20 protein-coding genes are annotated in these 25,470 nt (G+C 64.6%); 4 read left to right on the top strand and 16 right to left on the bottom strand.

All coding sequences use genetic code 11. The features are described 5' to 3' along the window. Positions 1-25 precede the first annotated feature (25 nt). Positions 26-898, bottom strand: coding sequence for an aldo/keto reductase family oxidoreductase (locus LDZ21_RS26150; RefSeq protein WP_244797017.1), 873 nt, complete (start codon positions 896-898; stop codon positions 26-28). Positions 899-1,007: 109 nt separating this feature from the next. On the opposite strand from LDZ21_RS26150, the gene LDZ21_RS26145 reads away from it, so the two are divergent. The 3 genes from LDZ21_RS26145 (at position 1,008) to LDZ21_RS26135 (ending at position 5,774) form a co-directional block, all read left to right on the top strand. Then, a complete protein-coding gene (locus LDZ21_RS26145; protein WP_244797016.1) occupies positions 1,008-1,907 on the top strand; it encodes a LysR family transcriptional regulator in 900 nt (299 codons plus the stop codon). A gap of 360 nt (positions 1,908-2,267) precedes the next feature. After that, on the top strand, positions 2,268-4,655 hold the full coding sequence (locus LDZ21_RS26140; protein ID WP_244797015.1) for a phosphocholine-specific phospholipase C: 2,388 nt from the start codon (positions 2,268-2,270) through the stop codon (positions 4,653-4,655). Between the two features lie 210 nt (positions 4,656-4,865). Beyond that, on the top strand, positions 4,866-5,774 hold the full coding sequence (locus tag LDZ21_RS26135; protein WP_244797014.1) for a LysR family transcriptional regulator: 909 nt from the start codon (positions 4,866-4,868) through the stop codon (positions 5,772-5,774). Positions 5,775-5,780: 6 nt separating this feature from the next. Here the strand turns inward: LDZ21_RS26135 and LDZ21_RS26130 are convergent, their stop codons facing one another. The 9 genes from LDZ21_RS26130 to LDZ21_RS26090 all read right to left on the bottom strand — a co-directional run bounded on the left by LDZ21_RS26130 (position 5,781) and on the right by LDZ21_RS26090 (position 17,843). Then, positions 5,781-7,157 carry an MFS transporter gene (locus tag LDZ21_RS26130; RefSeq protein WP_244797013.1) on the bottom strand — a complete coding sequence of 459 codons (1,377 nt, stop codon included), beginning with the start codon at positions 7,155-7,157 and terminating at the stop codon, positions 5,781-5,783. 77 nt (positions 7,158-7,234) lie between these two features. After that, complete coding sequence (locus LDZ21_RS26125) at positions 7,235-8,956, bottom strand: GMC family oxidoreductase (RefSeq protein ID WP_244797012.1); 1,722 nt, start codon at positions 8,954-8,956, stop codon at positions 7,235-7,237. A gap of 36 nt (positions 8,957-8,992) precedes the next feature. After that, on the bottom strand, positions 8,993-9,799 hold the full coding sequence (locus LDZ21_RS26120) for an enoyl-CoA hydratase/isomerase family protein (RefSeq protein ID WP_035966351.1): 807 nt from the start codon (positions 9,797-9,799) through the stop codon (positions 8,993-8,995). A gap of 5 nt (positions 9,800-9,804) precedes the next feature. Then, on the bottom strand, positions 9,805-11,361 hold the full coding sequence (locus tag LDZ21_RS26115; RefSeq protein ID WP_244797011.1) for an AMP-binding protein: 1,557 nt from the start codon (positions 11,359-11,361) through the stop codon (positions 9,805-9,807). Next, the gene (locus LDZ21_RS26110; RefSeq protein WP_244797010.1) at positions 11,354-11,890 is read right to left on the bottom strand and encodes a (2Fe-2S)-binding protein; all 537 of its coding nucleotides are present in this window, start codon (positions 11,888-11,890) and stop codon (positions 11,354-11,356) included. Before LDZ21_RS26110 ends, LDZ21_RS26115 begins: the two co-directional genes overlap by 8 nt. Further along, entirely contained in the window at positions 11,887-12,708 is an 822-nt protein-coding gene (locus LDZ21_RS26105) for an FAD binding domain-containing protein (RefSeq protein WP_244797009.1), read from the bottom strand. The genes LDZ21_RS26110 and LDZ21_RS26105 overlap by 4 nt, the downstream gene beginning before the upstream one ends. Then, the gene (locus tag LDZ21_RS26100; protein ID WP_244797008.1) at positions 12,705-15,737 is read right to left on the bottom strand and encodes a xanthine dehydrogenase family protein molybdopterin-binding subunit; all 3,033 of its coding nucleotides are present in this window, start codon (positions 15,735-15,737) and stop codon (positions 12,705-12,707) included. The genes LDZ21_RS26105 and LDZ21_RS26100 overlap by 4 nt, the downstream gene beginning before the upstream one ends. Continuing rightward, the gene (locus tag LDZ21_RS26095) at positions 15,734-16,357 is read right to left on the bottom strand and encodes a UbiX family flavin prenyltransferase (RefSeq protein ID WP_244797007.1); all 624 of its coding nucleotides are present in this window, start codon (positions 16,355-16,357) and stop codon (positions 15,734-15,736) included. Before LDZ21_RS26095 ends, LDZ21_RS26100 begins: the two co-directional genes overlap by 4 nt. Continuing rightward, positions 16,350-17,843, bottom strand: a complete 1,494-nt coding sequence (locus LDZ21_RS26090) for a UbiD family decarboxylase (protein WP_244797006.1) — start codon at positions 17,841-17,843, stop codon at positions 16,350-16,352. The genes LDZ21_RS26095 and LDZ21_RS26090 overlap by 8 nt, the downstream gene beginning before the upstream one ends. A 279-nt stretch (positions 17,844-18,122) precedes the next feature. Between LDZ21_RS26090 and LDZ21_RS26085 the strand changes: the two genes are divergently transcribed. Next, positions 18,123-19,064: a LysR family transcriptional regulator gene (locus LDZ21_RS26085; protein WP_244797005.1), complete on the top strand. Its 942-nt coding sequence runs from the start codon at positions 18,123-18,125 to the stop codon at positions 19,062-19,064. Between the two features lie 16 nt (positions 19,065-19,080). On the opposite strand, the gene LDZ21_RS26080 is transcribed toward LDZ21_RS26085, so the two are convergent. From LDZ21_RS26080 to LDZ21_RS26055, 6 genes are all read right to left on the bottom strand, one after another. Then, entirely contained in the window at positions 19,081-20,298 is a 1,218-nt protein-coding gene (locus LDZ21_RS26080) for a S1 family peptidase (protein WP_309774723.1), read from the bottom strand. Between the two features lie 189 nt (positions 20,299-20,487). Continuing rightward, positions 20,488-20,724, bottom strand: a complete 237-nt coding sequence (locus LDZ21_RS26075; RefSeq protein WP_244797004.1) for a hypothetical protein — start codon at positions 20,722-20,724, stop codon at positions 20,488-20,490. A 115-nt stretch (positions 20,725-20,839) separates the two neighbouring features. Beyond that, on the bottom strand, positions 20,840-21,199 hold the full coding sequence (locus tag LDZ21_RS26070; RefSeq protein WP_244797003.1) for a hypothetical protein: 360 nt from the start codon (positions 21,197-21,199) through the stop codon (positions 20,840-20,842). A 156-nt stretch (positions 21,200-21,355) separates the two neighbouring features. Next, complete coding sequence (locus LDZ21_RS26065; RefSeq protein ID WP_244797002.1) at positions 21,356-23,413, bottom strand: hybrid sensor histidine kinase/response regulator; 2,058 nt, start codon at positions 23,411-23,413, stop codon at positions 21,356-21,358. Continuing rightward, complete coding sequence (locus LDZ21_RS26060) at positions 23,406-24,920, bottom strand: ATPase domain-containing protein (protein WP_244797001.1); 1,515 nt, start codon at positions 24,918-24,920, stop codon at positions 23,406-23,408. The genes LDZ21_RS26065 and LDZ21_RS26060 overlap by 8 nt, the downstream gene beginning before the upstream one ends. Continuing rightward, entirely contained in the window at positions 24,910-25,374 is a 465-nt protein-coding gene (locus tag LDZ21_RS26055) for a HigA family addiction module antitoxin (protein ID WP_244797000.1), read from the bottom strand. The genes LDZ21_RS26060 and LDZ21_RS26055 overlap by 11 nt, the downstream gene beginning before the upstream one ends. Positions 25,375-25,470 lie beyond the last annotated feature (96 nt).

Here is a 25,470-nt window from a genome sequence, read left to right as displayed (position 1 = left end):
CAACGAGCGCCTCTCACGCCGCTTGCTAGTGACCCACCCGCGAAGCGCCACCACTGATCGCATCGAGTTCGTTCAGCACCTCATCGTTCAACACGATATCCGCAGCCTTCAGGTTCTCGCGCAAATGCGTCACTGACGACGTGCCCGGAATGAGCAGAATATTTGGCGATCGATACAGCAGCCACGCAAGCGCGACCTGCATCGCGCTCGCATTCGAACGCGCCGCAATCTGCGACAGCGCATCCGATTGAATCGGCGAAAACCCGCCGAGCGGAAAGAACGGCACATAGGCGATGTGTTCCCGCGCGAGTTCGTCGATGAGTGCGTCGTCATCGCGATTCACGAGGTTGTAGTGGTTCTGCACGCAAACAATCGGCGCGATCTTTCGTGCGTCGCGCACTTGCATCGACGTCGCGTTCGACAAGCCGATGTGCCGGATCTTGCCCTCCCCCCGCATCCTGGCGAGCGCGTGCATCTGCGGTTCGATGGAGCCTTCCGTCGGCCTGTGAATGTCGCCCATGATGCGCAGATTGACCACGTCGATGGCATCGACGCCGAGGTTGCGAAGGTTGTCTTCGACGCCGCGACGCAGGTCTTCTGGTTCGAACGCGGGCAGCCAGCCGCCGTGGCCGTCACGCTTCGCGCCGACTTTCGTCACGATCGTCAGATTCGACGGATACGGATGCAGCGCCTCTCGGATGATCTGATTGGTGACGTGCGGGCCGTAGAAATCGCTCGTATCGATGTGATTCACACCCGCTGCGACGGCTTCCCTCAACACTGCGACGGCCGCAGCGCGATCCTTCGGCGGACCGAATACGCCCGGTCCCGCAAGCTGCATCGCCCCATAACCCATTCGATTCACTTCGCGTCCCGCAAACTCATAAGTCGTTTTCATTGCATGGCTCCCGGTGTCTGGTTCGATGGCGCTCATTATCTCGAGCTTGCGGCGTTGAATAAATGGGGCTAAGTTGCACGGGTTGTTCAATAAACAAAACGGTCCAAAAGTGGAATTGAACGATCTCGCTGCCTTTGTCTCCGTCGCCCGCGCAGGCGGCTTCCGCGACGCCGCGCGCACGAACGGGGTATCGGCGTCGAGTCTCTCGATTGCCGTGCGCAGGCTCGAAACGAAGCTGGGATTGCGCTTGCTGAACCGCACGACGCGCAGCGTATCGCCGACCGAAGCGGGCCGGCGGTTGATCGAAACGCTGACGCCGTTGTTCGGCGAAATGGAAGCGGCGCTGGATGTTCTGAATGGCTATCGCGATTCGCCGAGCGGCACCCTCCGGCTCAATGTCCCCGCGAGCGCCGCGCGTACGCTGCTGCCGAGGCTGCTCGCGGGCTTCATGCAGGCGTATCCCGACATTCGCGTCGAAGTGATGGTGGAAGACGGGTTCGTCGATGTCCTGTCGATCGGTTGCGATGCAGGCATACGCTACGACGACAAGCTGGAACAGGACATGATCGCCATGCCGATCGGCCCGCGCATCGAGCAGTTCACGACCGCCGCATCGCCCGCTTATCTGCGTGCGCATGGTACGCCCGAACATCCTCGGGATCTGCTCTCGCATACCAGTGTGCGCGGACAGTTCTCTGGCGGTGCGCGGCCCGCGTGGCAGTTCGAGCGCGACGGCGAAGTCGTGCGGATCGATCCGCCGTCGCGTCTCGTGGTGCGTCCGGGCGCGGCGTTGGGTCTCATGATCGATGCGGCGGTCGCAGGTCTCGGCGTGATCCATCTCTTCGAGGAGATGTTGCAGCCTCATGTCGAAAGCGGCGCGCTGGTCGCGATACTCGACGACTGGAAACAGCCGTTTTCCGGGCCGTTTCTCTACTATCCGGGACGCCGGCATGTGCCCGCGCCGCTGCGCGCATTCATCGACTGGCTGAAAGACAACGACCGCATGTAGCAACGCATGCGCTGATGTGTCGTCCATGCGCGTTCCGCTGCGCCGCAAGCGACATGTAAGCACCGCAAACGATTTCCGCACCGACACTGTCCCGTCATTTCCGCGCCCTATATTCGTCACTCGCCGGAACCGGCAGTCGATGCACTGCCGATGACGCGCGTAGAAAACAACACGTCCTTTGAACTTCCACGAGCGGGGTCTCGGCAGGCGGTCTTTCGGAACGGGCGACATCGAGCATGGCGTGCGGCCGGTGCAAGCGCATCGACGTGACAAGCCATGCCGGGTTCGCCGTGAGAAGCGGCTGCGGTGAAGGCAATCGAAGGTTTCGAGGATCAGCAGAAAAGAAGGAGCACTTGCCCCGTGAACTCCCGTCGCAAATTTCTTCAAAGCACGGCCACTGCCGGACTCTCGGCCGCCGCGCTAAGCGTGTTTCCCCCGAGCATCCGCCGCGCGCTCGCGATTCCGGCGCATTTCGACACCGGCACGATCAAGGACGTGAAGCACGTCGTGATCCTGATGATGGAGAACCGCGCGTTCGACCATTACTTCGGCACCTATAAAGGCGTGCGGGGTTACGGCGATCGCTTCACGATCCCGCTGCCGGACGGCCGCAACGTGTGGCAGCAGATCGACGCCAACGGCAATGTCGACCTGCCCTATCATCTCGACGAAACCAGGGGCAATGCGCAGCGCGTCGCCGGCACGCCGCATAGCTGGGTCGACACGCAAAACGCGTGGGACGGCGGCCGCATGGCTGCATGGCCGGTGTCCAAGAAGAACCAGACGATGGGCTATTTCGACGCCGCCGAGATTCCCTTCCAGCGGGCGCTGGCCGAAGCGTTCACGCTTTGCGACGACTATCACTGCGCGTTTCTCGGCGGCACGCACCCGAACCGCATCATCCATTCGACCGGCACGCATGGTCCCGCGTATGGCAAGACCTTCGTGAACAACTTCAGCGGCGACTTCGACGTCACCACATCGGCTTCCGCGTACTTCGACTGGAAGACGACCGCGGAGCGTCTCGAAGATGCTGGCGTGACATGGAAGGTCTATCAGAACATCAAGAACACGTACGGCTGCAATCCGCTGCTCGGCTTCAGGCAGTTTCGCAAGGCGAACGAGGCGCTGCCGGCGGCGCGTCAGGTCAACACGTCGCTGACACAGGCCGCCGAGCCGGCCTACAATCCCGCCGATGCCGTGGCCCAGCCGCTCATCAAGGCCTACGCGAACACGCTGCCGACCACGGACACCGACCCGAACACGAACGGCACGTTCGTCGAGGCCTTCGCCGACGATGTGAAGAACGGCCGGCTGCCGGAAGTGTCGTGGGTGGTGCCGACCGATGTCTACTCCGAGCATCCGGGGCCTTCCAGCCCGGTGCAGGGCGCGTGGTTCGTGCAGCAATTCCTCGATGCGCTGACCGCCGTGCCGGAGGTATGGAGCAAGACCGTGCTGCTCGTCAACTTCGACGAGAACGATGGTTTCTTCGATCACGTGCCTCCGGCCGCGGTCCCGTCGCCTAACGGGGATGGCACTTACGCCGGGAAAACGACGCTGAACACCGCCGACCTGAGCGCCGAATATTTCACGCATCCGTACGTGACCCGCGCCGACACCGGCGCGCAGCCCAACAGCCAGCCGGCCGGCCCCGACGGCAAGCCTTACGGACCCGGCCCGCGCGTGCCGCTATGGGTGATCTCGCCGTGGAGCCGCGGCGGCTGGGTCAATTCGCAGACCTTCGACCACACCTCGGTACTGCGCTTTCTCGAAGCGCGCTTCGGCATCAAGGAGAGCAACATCTCGCCGTATCGCCGCTTGATCAATGGCGATCTGACGACAGCCTTCAATTTCGCGTCGCCGAACAACGAGCCGCTGCCGACCATCGCCGGCGAGAGAAGCAAGGCCGACGCCGATGCGCTGCGCGCCACGCAGCAAGCGCTCGGACAGATCGTGCCGGACGCGAATCGCGGCATGCCGAAGCAGGCGAGCGGCTTCCGTCCGTCGCGTGCGCTGCCTTACGAGCTGCACGCCAGCGCTCACGTCGATGCAAACGCCGGCAACGTGCGGCTGCTGTTCGCCAATACGGGCCGCCAGGGCGCCGTGTTCCACGTCTACGACAAGTTGCACCTCGACCGCTTGCCCAGGCGTTATGCGGTGGAGCCGGGCAAAACGCTGGACGACGTGTGGACGCCCACTTCGACGGACCAGGGAAGGTACGACCTGTGGGTGCTCGGCCCGAACGGTTTCCATCGTGAATTCAAGGGCGAACTTGGCGCGCAGCGGAGTCGCCGAGGCGCCAGTCTCGAAGTGCGCGTCGGCTATGGCTTGCTCTCGGGTACGCTGCACCTGCAACTGCGCAACGATGGCGCGGGTCCGGCGCAGTTCACCGTAAAGTCGAACAAGGTCTACGGTGCGCTGCAGGCGTTCCCCGGTTTGCCGATTCCTGGCTTCGGGCGCAATCCGGTCGGCTTTGGCGGCTTCCCCGCGCCGGGCTTCGGTGCATGGCCAGCGCCCGCGCCGCTTTCTCGCGATGACGCCTTCGGCGCGGGTAACACCTGGACGGCAAGCACGATCGGCGCGCTTCCGGTCGCGCTGTTCTGGAACGTCGCGCAGACTGGCTACTGGTACGACTTCGAAATCACCAGCGCCACGGATCGCAGCTTCTTCCGGCGCATCGCCGGGCGCATGGAAACGGGCCGTCATTCGGTGACCGATCCGGCGATGGGCATGGCCGACATGTTCTGATGCGGGACGCGAGGCGTTGGGTGTTTGCCCGGCGTCTCGCGTGTGCCGCTCGTGCCGACGCGCTTTTGCAATCAGCGATTTAACTAACGGGGTTTGCATCGACTCACCGCATCGCCTGCTTCCATCGAGCGGCGATTTTTTGCGACTTCAATGCAAGCAGCCCCACGTGCGATTACTATCTTCAGGCCGAAGCTCTGAAGATGGTCACGCATGGAACTGAAGCAGGTTCAATACTTCATCGCCCTGTTCGAAGAAGGCACCGTCACGCGTGCAGCAAAGCGGCTGAATATCGCGCAGCCGGCGCTCAGCATGCAGATCGCCAAGATCGAGACCGAAATCCGCCAGAAGCTCTTCGAGCGCGGACCGCATGGCATGGCGCCGACCGAAGCCGCGCGGCTCATGTACCGCCTGTACACGCCGATCATGCGCGACATCGACCACGCGCGCGAACATCTGAGCCGGCGCGACGTCATCGTGACGGGGCGCGTGTCGCTGGGGATGGTGTCGTCCGAGGCGCAGAGCGTGCTGCCCGAATCGCTCGCGCGCTTCGATGCGCTGTTTCCGCAAGTGGAAGTGTCCGTGGCCGATGGCTTCAGCGCGCAACTCATCGACGCCGTCGAAGCGGGCCGGCTCGATGCCGCGATCATCAACAAGCCGCGTGGCCGGCTTTCGCTCGATGTGGAGCCGTTGCTCGTCGAGGAAATGGTGCTGGTGACGAGCGCGGCGCACGGCCCCGCGTTGCCCGATGCGATCGACCTGACCCAGCCGTTCGACTTCGAACTCGTGCTGCCGACACGCCGCAATGGCCTGCGCGGCGCGCTCGATGCCGCGCTGATGGCCGCCGACGTCGTCATCCAGCCGAAGTTCGAGATCGATCTTCTGAGCACCATCGTGCAGTTCGTCGAGCAGGGCGCCGTGGCGACGATCCTGCCGCGCGTCGTCGTGCAGCCGAAAGTCGACGACGGCCTGTTGCGCGTGCACACGATCGCGTCGCCGCCGATCGTGCGTCACATCATTCAGGTCACGCATCCGAAGCGGCCCATCGGATCGGCCGCGCAGGCGCTGATCTCGATCATCACCGAGGAAATCCGGCGCGTGACCACGCGCGCGCCGGAATGAACCCGGTTACGAAGGATTGCGCCCCGCCCCGTTGTCGAGCTTGCCGAGCGTTTCGGGCACGACGAACGCACCGACCAGGAAGATGACGCTGATCGCGCCGACGAAAATCGCGAGCGTCGACGGCAACTGGCTCGCATCCTTCGCGACGAGCGAGACGAAGGTCGGCATCATCCCGCCGATCGCGAAGCCGATGTTCCACGAGAGACCGGTCCCGGTCGCGCGGATCGCGGTCGGAAAGCGCTCGTTCAGGAAGATCAGGACCGGCGCATAACCCGCGCTGCCGAGCGCGGACAGCAGCACCGCGTAGACACCGATCATCGTGAGGCTTTGCGCCGTTGGCAGCAGCAGGAACAGGCCCGGCAACGCAATCAGCCGGATGGCGCCGATCCACAGAAACGCGCCCTTGCGCCCGATGAACGTGCTGATATGCCCCGCCGCGACCGATGCGATCACCACCGCCACGCTGCAGATCATCAGGATCGCGGCAGCCGCGCCGTTCGGTGCATGACTCACGACCTTGAGGAACGTCGGCAGATAGCCCGAGGTCAGGTAATAGCCGCTGCCGCCGCCGATGGTCAGCAACAGATTGACGAACAGCACGCCGCGATAGTCGCGTGAAAACAGCGTGCGGATCGGCGAGCGCACCACTTCGACCTTCGCGCCCTTCGTCTCCGCCGCGGCCTTCGCAGCCTTTTCAGCGGCGAGCTTCTTCCACAACGGCGATTCTTCGAGACTGTTGAAGATGAAAAGCCCCAGCACCGAACTCAGGATGCCGGTGAAGAACATGCAGCGCCAACCCCAGACGTCGAATGCATCGCCGGGAAAGAGCGCGGACATCGCCAGATACGTGAGCGAGGCGAGCAACGCGCCGAGCCCCGCGCCGCCGCCGCCGATCAACCCCGACACCGCGCCGCGATACTTCGGCGCGACGGATTCGGTGCCGATCGTATGCGTCGACGCCACCACGCCGCCGACGAACACGCCCTGCACGAGACGCAGCACCAGGAAGAGTATCGGTGCGATGACGCCGGCCTGCGCGACCGTCGGCAGCAGGCCGAAAGCCGCCGTCGACAGCCCGACCCCGACGACCGCGACGATCATCGCGCCCTTGCGGCCGTGACGGTCCGCATAGGAGCCGAAGAGCGCCGAGCCGAGCGGACGCATCAGCAGCGTCACGGCGAACGACGCATAGACCGCCGCGAGCGAGAGCATCGCGTGCTCGGACGGGAAGAACAGACGCCCGACAATCGGCGCCACATACAACAATACGAACAGGTCGAACAGATCGAGGGCCCAGCCTAAGCACGAGGCCATCACTGCACCCATGACCTGCCGCTGATTGACCGGAAGCACGGCGGCTCCGTCTTGCGCTGCTACGGACATTTGCATCTCCTGGTGTGTCGCAGGCACGCTTGTTTGAATGCGTGCTCTTGTCGAGGTTGATAAATCGTTGGTAGGCGTCAGTGCGCGGCGGCAAGCGGCGACGCCACGCTCGTGCTGCGTTGCGCGATCATCGCGTCGGCGATCTTCTCGGCGATCATGATGGTCGGTATGTTCGTATTGGCCGATGGCAGTCTCGGCATCAGCGATGCATCGACGACGCGCAAGCCACGGGCGCCCCGCACGCGCCCTTCGGTGTCCGTGACGGCGTCGCGATCGTGCGCGCCGCCCATGCGGCACGTGCCGCTCGCGTGCCACACGCCGAACACGTTCGCGCGGATGAACTCCGCGAGCGCACGGTCGTCGGCAAGGAGCGCGTCCATCTTCAGGCCGCGTGTGAAGAAGCGTTCAATCAGAAAACGCCGCAGCGGCGCGGGCGTGTCGAGCAGCAGGCCGAGCATCGAGGTCAGCAGCGCGTTGCCTTCGCCGACCTTGCTCAGCGCCTTCACGCGCGGCGAAAACGCTGCCGGAAAGAAATCGCGCGCACTGCGCCCGAGTCCCGATGCATCGACCACGCGGGCCAGCATCCGCACGCCGGCGGCGAGTCGTTGCAGGTCGCGTTCGTCGTCGAGCAGATTCAGATCGACGCGCGGCGCGGCGGCCGCATCGGGCGAAGCGAGTTGCACCCGGCCACGCGAGTACGGCCGGTTGCACCACAGAAAGAAAAGGCCCAGCCGGTTGCCGAGTGCGTGCCACGCGGCCCGCGTCGCACTCGACAGATACAGGTCCGACTCGTCGCAGCCCGCGACGCCCGAACTCATGCGCGCCGCCATCATGCTTGCGCGGCGGCGTGCGAGCGGCATGCGAAAACGCGGCTCGAGAAAATGACAGAACGTGAGCGACGGATGATCCTGCAAACCGCGTCCGACGCCCGGCAAATCGACCGCGCACGCGATGCCCATCGCCGCGAGATCGCGCGCATCGCCGATGCCCGCGCGCATCAGCATCGCAGGCGACTGCAACGCGCCCGCGCTCAGGACGACTTCATCGGCAGCGAAACGCACGCGCTCGCCGTTCGCTGCAATCGCGACGACACCGCGCGCCGTCGCGCCCTCCATCAGAATGCGTTCGACACGCAGGTTCGCGTGGATGCTGAGATTGGGACGCTTGCGCGTGGCTTCGTCGAGATAGGCGATGGCCGTGGACACGCGCGCGTCGTCGATATTCGAGAACGCGCCGGGAAAGAAGCCGTCGCCGAACTCGCCGTTCTGGTCCTGCAGCGCCGCGAAACCGTTGGCGCGCAAGCCCTTCGCGAACGCATGGCAGAACTCCGGCCAGTCGCCCGGCATGATGCGGCGGATCGGCACGGGACCGTCACTGCCGTGCAACTCGCCGCCGGGGAAGTTCACGTCGCGTTCGAGCTTGCGGAAGTAAGGCAGCACGTCGCGCCACGCCCAGCCATGCGCGCCGTCTGCGGCCCACTCGTCGTAATCGCGCGGCAGGCCGCGATTGGCCGATTGCACGTTGATGCTCGACCCGCCGCCCATCACGCGGCCCTGCTCGTAGACGCGCGGCGCGGCGTCCTTGGTGGCCTTCGCCTTCAGGTCGCGCCAGATATAGGTGTCGCCGCAAAAGACCGGCATCGGATAGCTGTCGAGGATCGCCGCAGGCACTGCGCCGGGCGGCGTATCCGCGCCCGCCTCGATCAGCGCGACGCGCACCGACGGCACGGCCGACAGCCGATGCGCAAGCACGCATCCCGCCGAGCCGCCGCCCACGATCACGTAGTCGAACCGATCCATCGCCTGTCTCCTTTGCCTTTGTTCGCCGCGCGATGGTCAGGAGCCGCGAAACGCCGGCTTGCGCTTGCCGTGGAACGCTTCGACGCCTTCGCGGAAGTCGTCCGACGAGCGCAGGCGGCTATAGCAATGCCCTTCCAGTTCGATCGCGATGGAAAGCGGCGCGTCCTCCGAATCGTTCAGGAGCTTCTTCGCCGTGCGCTGCGCGAGCGGCGAGAACGCGCGCAATTCGTCGACGAGCGCATCCGTCGCCGATTCGAGTTCGGCATCCGCCACGCAATCCACCGCGATGCCCCATTCGTAGGCCTGCTTGCCCGGAATGCGGCGCGAGCGCATCACGATGTCCTTGGTCCGGCCGATGCCGACCATCGACTGCAAGCGCGCCGAGCCGCCCGAGCCGGGAATCTGGCCGAGCTTCTGCTCCGGCAGTGCATAGAAGGTCGTATCAGTGACGATGCGGAAATCGCACGCCAGCGACAACTCGAAACCCACGCCGAAGCAGAAGCCGCGATTGGCCGCGATGACCGGCTTCGAGCAGCGCGCGGGCGCCGCGATATTCCACGCGAGCTTCGACACATGCTCAGGCGACGCTTCGAGAAAGCCCTTGATGTCGCCGCCGCTCGAGAAGTGCTCGCCCTTCGCGCGCACCACGATCACGCGCACGCGATCGTCCTCGTCGAGCGCCTCGAATGCGGCGCGCAACTGGTCGCGTGCGTGCATCGAAATGACGTTGAACGGCGGGCGATGCAGAACGATGTCGGCGCGCTCGCGGTTGGCGTCGATCTCGATGGAAAAGCCGTCGAGGTCCTGCAGCAGCGTCTGGCCGCGATGATTCAAATCGCTCATGTCGGTTACTCCTTCCTGGTCTCTGTAGGTTGAGCGTTGTCTTCGCTCGCATATTCGCCGGCCTGCAGCTTGCGGCGCAGTATCTTGCCGACCGGCGACTTGGGGATATCGTCGACGAACACGTAGTCGCGCGGCCGCTTGAAGTTCACGAGATCGGACTCGCGGCACCACGCATCGAGCGCGCCGGAATCGACGTATTCGCGACGCTTGATGAACGCGACCACGCGCTGGCCCCAGCGCTCGTCCTTGAGGCCCGCGACCGCGACTTCATCGACGGCGGGATGCAGCGACAGCACCGACTCGATGTCCACCGGCGAGATGTTTTCTCCGCCGCTGATGATCATGTCGTCGACGCGGCCGGTCACGTAGAGATCGCCGTCGCGATCGAAATAGCCGGTGTCGCCGGTGAAGTACCAGCCGTCGCGCAATGACTTCGCGTTCGCGTCCGGACGATTCCAGTAGCCTTCGAACGCCTCGTCGCCTTGCAGGTCGACGATGATCTGGCCTTCCTCGCCGACAGCGGCAACGTCGCCGGGCAAAACGGAATCGAGCTTCACCACGCGCAACCGCGTGTTGATGCCCGCGCGCCCTGCGCTGCCGGGCTTTTTCGTCGCGTCCTGGTCGATGCTGAACGTGTAGACCTCGGACGAGCCGTAGTGGTTGACGAACAGCTCCGGCTCGAATGCGGCGCTCAGGCGCTTGAGCAGGCCGTCGTTCATCGGCGCGCCGGCGAAGCCGAGCTTGCGGACCGACGACGTATCCGTGCTCGCGAACGCGCTGTCCGCAAGCAGATCGTGATAGAGCGTCGGCACGAGATAGAGACACGTGAGTGCATGCTTTGAGATGCAATCGAGCGCGAGCTTCGCGTTCCAGCGGCGCACGCAGACGAACAGGCCGTCGACGAGCGCCATCGCGAGCAGCGAGCGCACGCCCATCGTGTGATACAGCGGCATCACGCCGAGCGTGCGTTCGCCGCGCCTGTACAGGTTCTGCGCGACATGCGCGAGCGCGCCCGCGCGTTCATGCCGGTGGCGGCGCGGCACGCCCTTGCCCTTGCCGGTCGTGCCGGATGTGTAGAGGATCAGCGAGAGGTCGTCGGCGGTGGCCTGCGGAGCCGCTTCGTCCCTTGTGCTTTCGACGATGAGCGCACCGAAGGTCATCGAGAGGCCGGGGGCATCGTCGAGTCCGATGCGCGGCACCTGCTGCGCGGCGGCGCTTTGCAGCACGGCATCGGCGCAGACGGGTTCGTAGACGATCGCCTTCACGCCCGCATCGCTCACGCAATAGTCCAGTTCCTCCGGCTTCGCGCGCCAGTTGAGCGGCACGATCACGATGCCCGAGAATTGCCCCGCCCAGTGCAGCGTCGCCATTTCCCAGCGGTTCTGCAAGACGACGAGCAGCCGGTCGCCGCGTTCGAGGCCGAGCTCGCGCAGGCCATCGGCGACATTCAGGATCACGCGATGCCACTGCGCGTAGGTCAGTTGCACGTCGCCATCGACGAGTGCGAGCGCGTTCGGGCTGCGCTCGACGCTTTGCAGAAAAGTGCGGCCCAGATCAAGCATGATCCACCTCGTTGGTGCCTGCTTCGGCCTGGCGGCGCGCCGCCACGTCGAGCACCGCCGCGACGATCGGCGTGTAACCCGTGCAGCGGCAGATATGACCCGACAGCATCTCGCGCACTTGGTGCTCGGTCGGGTCCGGCACGCGCCGCAGGTAGTCCGCGCACGACATCAGAATGCCCGCCGTGCAGAAGCCGCACTGCAGCGCGTGATGCCGCTGGAACGCCTGCTGCAGGTCGCCGAGCGTCTGGTCGGGCGCGAGACCTTCGACGGTATCGATACGCCGTCCGTCCGCCTGAACGGCGAGCATCAGGCACGAGCGCGCGGCGACGCCGTCCACGTGCACGGTGCACGCGCCGCACACGCCATGTTCGCAGCCGACGTGCGTGCCCGTCGCGCCCAGTTCGTGGCGGATGAAATCCGACAGCAGTTCGCGCGGCTCGCAATGGCCGCTGCGTTCGCGGCCGTTGAGCGTCAGCGCGATGCGCTGCCGTTCGTCCCGCCGCATGATGGTGTCCGACGTCTTGCTCACTTCGCCTCCTCGATCACGCGCCATCCAACTTGCCGGACCAGATGCCGGCGATACGTCGCGCTGATGTGCGCGTCGTTCTGCGCGTTCAGTTTCCAGCTCAAATCGTTCAGTGCGCCGCGCAGGTCGTCGCCTGCGAAACGCGGCCAGTTCTCCACCACGGGCCGGTCCGCGACGCCGCCGACCGCAATGCGGATCGCATCGTCCGTGACGACCGCCGCGCACGCGACGATCGCGAAATCGCCATGACGCGCGGAGAACTCCGTGAACCCGTATCGCTCGCCCGACTTGCGCAGCGGAAAGCGCACGGCTTCCACCAGTTCGTCGGGCTCGCGCGCCGTCATCAACATGCCCTGAAAGAAGTCCTGCGCGGGCAACGTGCGGCGCTTCTTCTTCGAACGCAGCATCACGTCGCCGCCGAGCGCGGCCAGCACGAGCGGCAATTCCGCGCTCGGATCGGCATGTGCGATCGAACCGCACACCGTCCCGCGATTGCGAATCTGAAAATGCGAGATATGCGGGAAGGCCATCGCGAGCAGCGGCACTTCTGCGGCGAGCGTCGCGCGCCATTCGACGCTGCCTTGCGTCGCCGCCGCGTTCACGACGAGATGCCCCGCTTTGTCGTCCATGCGCACGTCGCCCAGTTCGGCGGTGCGCGAAATGTCGACGAGCAGCTTCGGCTGCGCGAGCCGCATGTTGAGCACGGCCATCAGCGACTGGCCGCCCGCGAGCACGCGCGCGTCTTCGCCGTGCTGTGCGAGAGCGTCGAGCGCGTCTTGCGTGGTCATGGCGCGCAGGTAATCGAACGATGCGGGCTTCATGCGCGCCTCCTGAGTCTTCCGAACAGCTGGGCGAGCCAGGAGCCGCTGGGCGGTACGGGCTTGCCCGCCGCCTGCCGTCCGAGCGATTCGAACAATTGCTTCAACACAACTTTCGCCGCGCCTTCGAGCATGCGGCCGCCGACCGCCGCGACCTTGCCCGACACCTGCGCTTCGTAGTCGTACGTGAGGCGTGTGCCGCCGCTGTGCGGCGTGAGTTCAACGAGACCGCTGCCGCGTGCGCTGCCGAGCGGCGAAATGCCCGCGCCCGCCAGCCGCAAGCGATGCGGCGCGTCGATCTCCGACAAGCCGATACGTGCCTCGAAGCGCGCCTTGATCATGCCGACGCCCACCGTCACGTCCGCGCGATACTGGTTCGGCGCGGTCTCGTCGAGCGCATGACAGCCCGGAATGACCTTCGCGAGCGCCTTGGGATCGAGCAGCACCGCGAACACGGCTTCGGGCGGCGCGGGAAGATCGACCGTGCCCTGCGCGGTCAGCGCGCGTCCGCCGCCCGGCGTCGCGGGCTTCGCAGCGGGCGCTTCGCGAAATTCCGGGCGCGACGGCTCGGGATCGTCGATGCCGATCATCGCCATGACCTTGGGCGGCGTGAGCGGCAGGCGAATGTCTTCGACGCCCAGCGCGTCCGCCACCGCATTCGCGATGCACGGCGGCGTGCTCATGTTGTTGCCTTCGCCAAGCCCCTTTGCGCCGAGCGGCGTGAACGGCGACGGCGTCTCCAGATGCACGATGCGCGGATCGGGCACTTCGCAGGTCGTCGGCATCAGATAGTCGGCGAGCGTGCCCGACTGGAAGCTGCCGTCCGCGCCGTAGCGGAACTCTTCCATCAGCGCCGCGCCGACGCCTTGCGCGAATGCGCCGCGAATCTGGCCATCGGCGAGCGCCGGATTGAGGATGGTCCCCGCGTCGTGAACGGTCACGTAACGGTCGATACGCACGCGCCCCGTCGCGCGATCCACTTCGACGCCGCACATGTCGAACGCGAAACCGTATGCCGCCGACGTGTTGATGCGGTCCCGCTCGTCGGGCGCGTCCATGTGCGGCGGCGACCAGAAGACTGTTTCACGCAGGCCCGGCTCGTCGCCCTCGGGCAGGAGCGCGGGCGCCCAGTGCGGCGCATTGCTCGCGGCGCGTGCGAACGGCAGCGCGCGATCTTCGGCGCCCTGCGGAAAGATGCGCGCGCCTTCGAAGCGCACGTCAGCCGGGGTGCAGCCGAACTGTTTGGCGAGCACGCGGGCGAGCTTGTCGCGCACGCGCGTGGCCGCGAGATGCACCGTGCCCGCCACCGCGCCGGCGAAGCGGCTGGAATAATTGCCCGCCGCGACGGACCACGCGTCCTTGTGCGTATCGAATTCCACGTTGACGACGATGTCCTTCGGGTCCAGCCCGAGCACGTCGGCGACGACCTGCGCGCACACGGTCATGTGACCCTGCCCCGCCGGCGTCGATGCGATCGTCACGACCACGCCGCCCAGCAAGTCGACGCTGACCGTCGCGCTCGCGATCGCGCCGTTCTTCGGCCCGGCTTTCTTGCGCGCGGCGGCGGGCATCACGGTCGTGATGTAGCCCATGTTCGACACCGACGGTTCCACGATCGCCGCGAAGCCTATGCCATACAGCCGCCCTTCCTTGCGCGCGGCATCGCGGCGCGCGGCGAGTTCGCCATAGCCGCCCTCGTCGATCGAACGGCGCAGCGCTTCCTGATAGTTGCCCGAGTCGAGCAGCGCGCCCGCTGCCGCGCGATACGGAAACGCATCGGCCGGCACGAAGTTGCGGCGATACACGTCGAGCACGTCGAGCTTCAACTCGATCGCGATGCGCTGGATCAGCCGTTCGAGCGCGAAATACACCTGCGGCCCGCCGAAGCCGCGCACGAGGCCGGTCGGCGTCTTGTTCGTCAGCACCACGCGATTGCGCACGAGCAGATTCGGTATCGCATATGCGCCGGTCAGGCAGCCGTGCATCCGGTAGAACGTCGCCGGCTCGGGCGCGCGCACGTAAGCGCCGACGTCTTCGAGCTGGTCGTAGGACAGCGCGACGATGCGGCCATCGGCTTCGACGGCGGCTTCGATCGTGGATAAGCGCGCCGTCGCCGATGTCGCCGCGCTCAGGTGTTCGAGCCGGTCCTCGACCCACTTCACCGGCGCGCCCGCCTTGCGCGAGGCGAGGCACATCAGCACGACATACGGAAACACCGCCTGCTTCACGCCGAAGCTGCCGCCCGAGTCGCGCGGCGCCTTGTGGCGCAGGCGGTTCGCGGGCACGTTGAGCGCCATGGCCATCACCGCGTGCAGCGAAAACGGTCCCATGAAATTCGAGGTGACGTCGTAGCCTTCGTCGCCCGACAGGTATTCGGCGATCACCACGCCGCATTCGATCGGCGCACACGTGTTGCGCGGATAGTGCGCGACCAGCTTCACGCGATGCGGCGCATTGCCGAACGCGGCTTCCGGCTCGCCGTAGCGGAAATGCCGGTCGCTGATCACGTTGCTGCCGACGCGCTCGTGCAGCACGGCGGCCTCGTCGGCCAGCGATTGTTCGATGGACGTCACCGGATCGAGCATCGCGTATTCGACCTTGATGAGATCGATCGCGTCCTCCGCCAGCGCACGGGATTCAGCCATCACGACCGCGACCGGCTCGCCCACATAGCGCACGCGGTCCATCGCGAGCGCCCATTGCTCCATCGGCGATTTCACGCCGACCACGAACGGGCGCGACCACGGACGCAAGTCGTCGCGCGTCATCACCGCCCGCACGCCCGCGAGCTTCGCGGCGGCTTCGGTGTCGATCGACACGATCTCCGCGTGCGCGTGCGGCGAGCGCAGGATCGCGGCGTGCAGCGTGCCCGGCTTGACGGCGATATCGTCGCCATAGCGGCCACGGCCCGTGAGAATCGCCGGGTCTTCGAGGCGCTCCATCGGGCGGCCGACGTGGCGCTCGGGCTTTGCGCCGTCGCTTGGCGCAACGCGCGCGTTTGTATCCGCGAATGCCGTTTCGCGCTGGTTCATGCGCTTGCTCCTTTACGTTCGCCACGGCTCGCGAATTCATCGCGGAGACCGCTCCAGCGGCGCGCGATCTCGCCGTGCTCGATGCCGAAGAGATCGAGCACGCGTCCTACCGTGTGATCGACGACATCGTCGATGGTCTGCGGATGCGCGTAGAACGCAGGCACGGGCGGCATCACGATCGCGCCCATTTCGGTGGCGAGCGTCATGTTGCGCAGGTGCGCGAGATTCAGCGGCGTTTCACGCGCGACGAGCACGAGGCGGCGGCGTTCCTTGAGCATCACATCGGCGGCGCGCGTGAGCAGGTTGTCCGCGATGCCGTTCGCGACACCGGCGAGGGTTTTCATCGAGCAAGGCGCGATCACCATGCCGTCGCTCAGGAACGATCCGCTCGCCACCGCCGCGCCGATATCGCGCACGTTATGCACGACGTCCGCCAGCGCGTCGATGTCGCCGCGAGCGAGGTCGAGCTCCTGCGCCGCCGTCACCGCGCCCGACGCCGACACGATCAAATGCGTCTCGTGCGTGCCGAGGCGGCGCAACGCGGCAAGCAGGCGCACGCCGATGACCGCGCCGCTCGCACCCGAGATGCCCACGACGATGCGTTTCTTGCGTTCAGCCATGATTGCGTGCGAGGTAGGCATCGAATGCGCTGTTGTCGGCAGCGACGAGCGCGTCCAGATCGACCGAGTCCTGTCCGGGAATGCGCACGCGCGTGAAGACGTGCTCCGGATACACGACAGGCCGCGTCGCATCGAGGCCCATCTTGGTGCTGACGCCTTGCAGATGCGCGGGCGCGTCTGCCGGCTGCCCGATGGTCGTCGACGGATCGAGCGGCGAGCCTTGCGCACCCGCGATCACAACGAGATCGCGGTCTGCCTGGAAGCGCGTCGCGATGGCCCATTCGATTTCGGCGGGATCGTGCACGTCTACATCGGGATCGACGACGACCACTTGCTTGATGTCGTAATGCGCGCCGAACGCGCAGAGAATCACGTTCTTCGCTTCGCCTTCGCGCTTCTTGTCGAACTGCACCCACAGGTGATAGCGGCACACGCCGCCTACGGACAGATGCACGTCCTTCACGTTCGGATGGCTGCGCTGAAGGTGCGAAAGGAGCGTCGCTTCACGCGGAATCGCGCCGAGCAGCAGATGCTCCATCTCGGCCGGGACGATCGTATGGAAGATCGGGTCGCGCCGATGCGTGACCGCCGTCACGGCGATGACTTCGCGCGATTCCTTCGCGCTGTAGTACTTCGGGAATTCACCGAACGGGCCTTCCGGCTCGCGAACGTTCGGCAAAATGCGCCCTTCGATGACGATCTCCGCAAACGCCGGCACATGCACGCCGTTCGTCACGCATTGCACGACAGGCAGCGGCGCGCCGTGCAGTGCGCCCGCAATTTCAAGCTCGTCGTGATCGATCGGCGTAATGGCTTGCGACGCGAGCATCGTGAGCGGATCGACGCCGATAGCAACGGCTACGTCGAGCGCATCGCCCGCTTCTTCGGCCGCGCGCTGAAACGCGTAGAGATGGCGCGGCAGCAGCAGGATCGCCATGCGATCGGGACCGTGCACCTGGATTCGGTTGATCGACACGTTCTGCACGCCGGTGCGCGGATTGCGCGCGATCACGAGACCTGCCGTGATATACGGCCCGTTGTCGTGCTCGCTGTGCGTGGGGATGGGCAACAGCGCGTGCAGGTCGATGCCGTCTTCATGCACCACTTGCTGGCAGGGCGCGTCTTCACGTGCGACGAGTTTCGATGCCACCGGCGCAGCGGCCGCAGACGAAAAACGCGCGAGCACGCCGGATTCATCGACGCCCATCGCCTCCGCGATCCACGCGCGCTTCGACATGAAACCGCTCACGACAGGCATCGCATGGCCGCCCGGCTGCATGAAGATGGCCGCTTGCTTGCCATCGAGGCATTTCGCGGTCGCAGCGAGTGCGTGTTCGAGTGCAACGGGTTGGTCGATGGTCGCCACGCGGCCGGTTTTCGCGAGATGCGCGAGCCAGTCGCGCAGCGATAATGATCCGCTGTCGGCGTGATCCGGGGCCCACGAGAACGAGGGCATGCCGTTCGTTGCGGCATCGCGTAAATTCATGAGTGTCTCCATCCGTGCGCGCCTGCCGTGGCAAACGCATGAGATGAAGCGTAGCGACATCGCCCCATAACTTCTAATACTGTTTATTGATGCTGCGAATCATCACCGCTTATATCGGTATTAGCCCGGATGACAGTGTCCTTACAGGTGCGTATCAATGGACTGCGCACATACGCCCTGTTTGTGGGCGGGAAGCCAACGGGCGTCCGGTAACGTCGACGAACGTCGCGTGATAGAACCAGCGAAAGCTATTAGCGTCACTGATGCCGCAAGCGAGACATGGACCTTAAACAGATTCAGTACTTCATCGCGCTGTTCGAAGATGGCTCGGTCACGCGGGCGGCCAAGCGGCTCAATATCGTGCAGCCTGCATTGAGCATGCAGATCGCCAAGCTAGAGGACGAATTGCACCAGCAATTGTTCGAGCGCGGCGCGCATGGCATGGCGCCGACCGCGGCGGGACGGCTCATGTATCGCCTGTTCCTGCCGATCATGCGCGACCTCGCCCATGCGCGGCAGCAACTCGTGCAGCGCGAGGAAGTCGTGACGGGGCACGTGGGCATCGGACTGATCGCGTCGGTGACGGAGAGCGTGCTCGCGGATTCGCTGTCGCGCTTTCATGCGCGTTATCCGGATGTCGACGTCACCGTCGCCGACGGCTATAGCGCGACTTTCATCGACTGGGTGGCGGGCGGTCAGCTCGATGCCGCGATAATCAACAAGCCGCGCGCCCGCCTTTCACTCGATGCGCGTCCGCTGCTCGATGAAGAGATGGTGCTTGCCACCAGCGCCGAGCACGGTCCCGACCTTCCCCACGCAATCGAATTCGCGAAGCTGCCCGAGCTGGAACTCGTCTTGCCGACGAAGCGCCACGGGCTGCGCGGCGTGCTCGACAGCGCCGCGCAACATGAAGACGTGCTGCTCGCGCCGCGCTTCGAGATTGACGTGCTGTCGACCATTCTCAAGCTCGTCGAAAGCACGCGTTTTGCGACGATCCTTCCGCGTATCGTGGTCGAGCGTACGGCGCGGCACGGCACCTTGCGCGCCTGCCCGATTCTCGCGCCGCGCATCGTGCGGCACATTCTGTGTGTGAGCCACCCGCGCCGCCCGTTGAGCGCGGCGGCGGAAGCACTCATCGGGATCATCGGCGATGAACTGCATCTTGCGTCGAATAGTTCGCTTGCCGAAACATCGTCAACGCTGAATGAAGGCTCCGCATGAACGCGCCGCGCTGAGCTTATTCCATGTCGCCGGGATCGCGAGGGGCACGCGCCAGCTTTTCGTTGTCTGCGTCCGGGGCGGCGTGCGCGTCGTCTTCATTAAGCGGAGTGACTGCTGCTCCATCAGCGGGTTCCGTCAATGCGAGGAGAATGTCGGCATACCAGGCGCTGTTCAGGCCAAGGGACTCGTCGACCTGCAGATCGCGTCCTCCCATGTCGATCGTCGACGAATGGATACCGAGCAGTTTCCACGGCAAGGGCCGACTGCCATCCGGCGTATCGGCGGTCGAATCGCTCATGACAACCGGCGCGCCGCTCGTGCCGCGATGAGTCCGCGCATCGGTGATGAAGCAGCCCTTGCCCTGAAAGCGCAGGCCAAAGGCCGATGCAATGACGCCCTGCCGGACCACCGGCAGATGATGCAGGGAATCGTGAAACCCGAGCGGAAAGCCGACGATCAGCACGGAATGGCCGACCGGCATGACATCGTCGGCATCAGGCAAATGCGCCGGGCCAAAAGCCTGAAAGACTGCCGTTGGCGGCAGCCGCTCCCTGAACACTTCCAGCACGGCAACGTCGATGTCGCCCCCTCCATCCGCGCCTTCGCGCCAGAGGCTGGCGCCATTGGCATAGAGCGGGAGCGAAAACCACGTCGACGCGCCGAGGTTGGCGCCATCGACATGAAGTTCGATCTCCAACCGGTCGGGAAAATGTTCGCTCGGCGTGTCGTGAACCACGTGCCGGCTCGTCACGAGAAACAGCCGCTCGTCGCGAGTGAAGAAAAAGCCGCTGGCGTTCGTCAGATGGCGCGCATCGGCGAATGTCCTCACTCGCACGGCCGCAAGCAAGAGTCCCTCGACGATGGGCCGGCCCGGTGCGGCGCTGCGTTTCTCATTCGGCCTATTCGCGAGCGTGCCGATGGATCGCAGAAGCGCCTCTCCTTGCGGCGTTGCACGGTTGGACTCCAGAAAGTCCGGGACCGATTGCTCGCTCGGCCGGCCACCGGATGCGAGGTTGGGCACGTGCCGGACCACCGGGGGAGCGTCGCCATCGATGTGCAGATCCCATCTGTCGCCGTTCGGGCTTACGTAGAGTTCCATTGCGTCCATGTCCGAAAGTGGGGTTTTGATGCGCTGCGCGTTGGACGGTTTGACTATGGCACGACTCTTCGTCCAATCGTCCGATCGAAGATGTCGCTTGCTGCCCGTCCGCGTTCTGCGAAGGGGCAGAATCACCGCCGATGAACGGGCCTTGACCGCGTGCGACGCGACATACGGGCCACGCCTAAGTCGCTGAAGAGCGGGAAGCTGCTAGTGCGATGTGAATATCGAAGCCACGCTAGCAATAACGCATAACGTCACGCGCTTTCAATAAAGAATCGCGCCCTTCCTGTCGAAAGGCGGAAGCAGTGACGGCCCACCGCGTTACTGCTTCGCGGTAGTTCCTTGCTGGATGTAAGTGTGAATCCATTGGGCGGCCCACGCTCGAGCGTAGGCGATGGCATCGTCTCGCTGATCGAATCCGGCCAGGTCCCCGCTCATCAGAACTTGAGGGTTTTCGCCGTCCCTGCCAGGCGTCGTGATCTTTGCATGCGCCATGAATTCGCCGTCTGCCCTGCGTGGCGTCGGGTCGATGCCGAACGTATCGATGATCGGGGTCATTTGGAAGTGCCTCGGTAATGGGCGTCGTCGGCAACCGGCGATGCATCGGAAATGATGAGAGCATTCTTCAGGCCCACCCTCGGCGGACCACTGCTCTTCGAAAGAAAACCTTTCCTCAGACTGACTGCGACAGCGTTGCTATAGAACCGGCAGACTGCGGCTCGCTAAACGCAACAACGCCTTGCTCCCCCTTCAGGCCTCCTGCTGCCAGCGTCTTCATGAGAAGCGCAAGCCGGGCAAGCGCGGCACGAGGACGTCCGAGCATCGCTAACAAACGCGTCCTGGCCAGCCCATCTTTAAGCTGGTCACTCTCTTGCAGCCATTGCTCGCTCAGTTCAGCGTGCAAAAGTACTTCGGCTCTCAAGTATCTATCGGCCCATTCCGGCGACTCGCGCGTGCGCCGGTTCAACGACTCGATCAAAAACAGAACGTCTGTTGGCTTCACCCTCTCCCCCACGTCTTTGTTTCGAGCCACGGTTTATCGTGCAGCAGCAATTCCCGTGCTTGGGCGTTTGCAACAACGCGCTGGCTGATGCGACCGAAGCAGCCCACGGAAGAGGCCCCGCCTCGCGGCGTCGCCGTTCATCGCGATGCCGCACGTCTGCCCTGCATTGACGCATCGCCCGTGAAGTCAGCGTCCCATCGACACGGCTCTTGCAATCTCCCTGAGCAGCTGACTTTGCTCGTAAGGCTTGCGCAGTCTCGGAAGCGCGGCCTCCGGTCCTTCCGGAAGTTCGGCGTACCCGGTTGCGAGAATGACGGGTAGCGTCGGACGGAGTGCGCGCGCCGCGCCGGCCAGTTCGACGCCCGTCATCCTCGGCATTGAATAGTCGGTCAGCAGGACGTCGACCGCGCGACCGCTGCGAAGAACTTCCAGCGCAGCAGCGCCGGAATTCACCTCGATAACGTCTTGTCCCAAGTCTTGCAAGAGGTAAGCGGTGCTCGACGAGATGAGCGGGTCATCGTCGACCACCAGTATCGTCGCGCGCTCGATCAGCGTGTCAGGCGACGTATCGTCGAGCGATTCCCGCTTCACGTCGGCATCGCCCGCGTCGTGCTCATACGCCGGCAGCCATAGCGATGCACACGTGCCCTCTCCCGGCGTGCTCGCCAGGTGCAGCGCGCCGTTCAACTGGCGCGCCAGGCCGTGAATCATCGACAGACCCAGCCCCGTGCCTTTGCCTACTTCCTTATTCGTGAAGAACGGTTCCGTGGCTTTCGCGAGCGTCGCGGCGTCCATGCCCGTTCCCGTGTCGCTCACCATGATGCGCACATAGTGGCCCGCGGGCAGTTCGGTATCGCCCGATGTATGGACAGCATCCACGGCGATGCTGATCTTGCCGCCATGAGGCATTGCATCGCGCGCGTTGACGACGAGGTTCAGGATAGCAAGCTCGACCTGATTCGCATCGACCATCGTGTAGGGAAGCTCATCGGCCGTATCGACCGATAGTTCGATGGTCGAGCTTATCGAGCGTTCGAGCAGGTCGGCCATGCCATGCAACAAGGTCGTCAGTTGCACCGGCTCGACTCTCAAGACCTGCTGCCGCGCGAAGGTGAGCAGGCGTTGAGTGAGCGCCGCGCCGCGTTGAGCGCCTCGAAGCGCCCCTTCGACCAGGCGTCCGATCCGCTCCTCGGGCGCCACGTCTTTGCGTACGAGCTCGAGGTTCGCCATGATCGCCATCAGCAGGTTGTTGAAGTCGTGCGCGATGCCGCCCGTCAACTGGCCGATCATTTCGAGTTTCTGGACTTGCCGGAGAAGCTCCTCCGTGCGCTCGCGCTGCCGAATCTCGGCAAGGACCGTTTGATGCGCATGTTCGAGTTGCGCCGTGCGCTCCTTCACCTTCACTTCCAGTGACTCGTTCAAACGAAGCAACTCGTCCTCTGACGTTTTTCGCGCAGTGATGTCCGATGACACGCCGACAAGCTGACACACGCGATCCGAGTCGTCGCGAACGACGCGCGCCCGGATATCGACCCAATGCACGCTGCCGTTCGGCCAGACATTGCGAAATTCGATCGCGAAGTCGCAGCCCGTATCCAGGCTGCGCTTCATGGCTGCCTGCATCCGCAACTGGTCTTCCGGATGCACGCTGGCAAGAAGCTCCGCGTAAGTGAAACTCTCGTGCTCGCCCCGTCCAAAAATCGCCTTGCACGTGGATGATGCCGTCAACGTCAGGCTCGCCAGGTCCAGATTCCATGAGCCGAGGTTGCCGGCGGTGAGCGCCGTAAGCAGACGTGCTTCGCCTTCGTGCAGTTCCCTGATGCGGGCGCGCGCCTCGAACTGGCGATGACGGCCGCGCACTGCTGTTCCAGTCACGCTGACGAACGTCGTCGGATGGAACGGCCGCTCGACGAACGCCACGTTGCCGAGCGCCTTCGTCAGCCGTGCCACCATCGGCCTGCGGTCGGTTCCCGCGCTGCGCTGCGTCAGGACGATGAACTGGAGGTCCGACCAGGCCGGCTGCGACGAAACCCAATGCGTGAGCGCAGTGAGATCGGCGCCGTTCAATGCTTCATCGGCGGCGACCACGCAGCAGACATCGTCCCCTAACCTGGCGGCCAACTCCGGCACATCCGCGCAGCCCTCGGAGCTGATGCTGGTTGACTCGAGGAGCGCCTGGGCGACAGCGAAGTCGCGACCGAAAGGCGTCAGGATCAGCACGGGACAACGATCGAGTTCAGGCATTCGGTTTCGCGCTTGCGTTCGGTGTCAGCAGAGGTCCCGAATTGCCAACGAACGTGGGCACGCCCCGCAGCACGCCCTGGAAGTCCTTGAGCGGCGCGCCCAGCACGAGCCCGGTCGATCCGATGCGGAACTCGCGGATCGATTCCTCGTGCGCTCCGGTGCGCTTCTTGATGACGGAGACGGCGCGCCGGACCCGGCCGAGCGCCTCGAAATAGCGAAGCAGAATCACGGTGTCCGCAAGGTAAGTCACGTCGACCGGCGCCTTCATGTCGCCCACGAGGCCGTGCTGGGCCACGGTGAGGAAGGTGTTGGCGCCCTGACGGTTGAGGTACTGCAACAACTCATGGATGTGCAGGACGAGTGCGTTTTCCTCGGGCATCGCAGCCTGATAGCCGTTCAGACTATCGATGACGACGGTTTTCGAGCGCGCGGTATCCACACTGGCGCGCACGCGATGCGCGAATTCGCCCGGCGACAGTTCGGCGGCATCGACTTGTTCGATATGGAGATTGCCGGAGCTTTGCATCGCCGCGAGATCGATGCCCATGACGCGGACCCGGTCGAACAGCAGCCCGAGTTCCTCATCGAACACGAAAAGCGCGGCTTTCTCACCGCGTCTGATGGCCGCTGCAACGAACTGTATGGCGTAGAGGCTTTTCCCGGTGCCTGCCGGCCCAAGAATGAGCGTGCTCGACCCCTGTTCGATGCCGCCGCCCAGAAGCGCGTCGAGTTCGGGCACGTCGCTCGTCACCTGTGTGCGGGCAAAGCCGGTGCGATGTTCACCCGCAACGAGCCGTGGAAACACGGCCACACCGCCGCGCTTGATGGCGAAGTCGTGATAGCCGCCGCGATACCGCTGTCCCCGGTACTTGAGCACGCGCAGCCGACGCCGCTCTGCGCCGTATTCGGGCGACAACTCCTCCAGCTTGATGACGCCGTGCGCCACGCTGTGCACCGTCATGTCCGTTGCCTCGGACGTCAGATCGTCCAGAAGCAACACCGTCGCATCGCGACTCGCGAAGAAGTGTTTGAACGCAAGAATCTGCCGGCGATAGCGCAGCGAACTTTGAGCGAGCAGACGAATTTCGGACAGGCTGTCGATCACCACCCGCTTCGGCTTGACGCGCTCGAATTCGGTCAGTATCAAACGCGTCGTTTCGCCGAGTTCGAGGTCTGAGGAATAGAGAAGCGTCTGCTGCTGGTCGGCGTCCAGCAAAGTTTCCGACGGACTGACTTCGAATATCTCGATTGCATGCCCGAGATCCCAGCCGTGCGAGCGCGCGCCGTTTCGCAACTCGATCTCGTTCTCCGAGAGCGTGATGTAGAGACACGGCTCGCCTAACGCGGCGCCGGTCATGAGGAAACTCAGCGCGATAGTCGTCTTGCCCGTGCCCGGCCTTCCTTCGAGCAGAAATACGTTCTTTCTCGTCAAGCCACCCGCTAATACGTCGTCGAGTCCCGACACGCCTGTCTGGGCGTAGTGCGGCGTCACAGTCTTAGTGTCCATCGATTGCTCCGAGCTGCCTCATCGCCATGCGAGAAAGCCGGTATTTGGGAATGAGAGGCAGCACATCAGTCAACGATGTGCGGGCGTCGCCGAGATCGTGCGCGCATTGGAGTCGAAGCCAGAACATGGCTGGAATGCCGCACAGCGCCTCTAGCCGCATTGCCATCACCGGCGTAACGGCAGCGCTTTCGTCGAAGATTCGATGGAGCGTCTGTCGGGACACGCCCAGGTCTCTGGCCGCCTGGCTCACGGAAAGACCGAGTTGCGGCAGCACGAATTCGCCAAGCAATCGACCGGGATGGCACAGCTTGCCCGGCTCGAAAGCACGATGGACGGTCGACGTAACCATGACACTGTAACCTCCTGCGTGACACCGGGTCAGCATATCACGACACCCCTGATCGGGCGCGGCGACGCCGCCAATGAAGGCTGCCGTGTTGGGCGCGGGCATCATGTCTTGCGTCGCGCGGGCGGCTTCAGGGAACGCGGCTTCGATGACAACGGTTGGCGTCGGCTTCTGGCACCGCGCCGGCTCGCGCGAGCACACCCT

It is taken from the genome of Caballeronia grimmiae, assembly GCF_022879615.1.
GTDB lineage: Bacteria > Pseudomonadota > Gammaproteobacteria > Burkholderiales > Burkholderiaceae > Caballeronia > Caballeronia grimmiae.
Note: the sequence above shows the minus strand (reverse complement) of the source record. Positions and strands in the feature narration are given on the sequence as shown.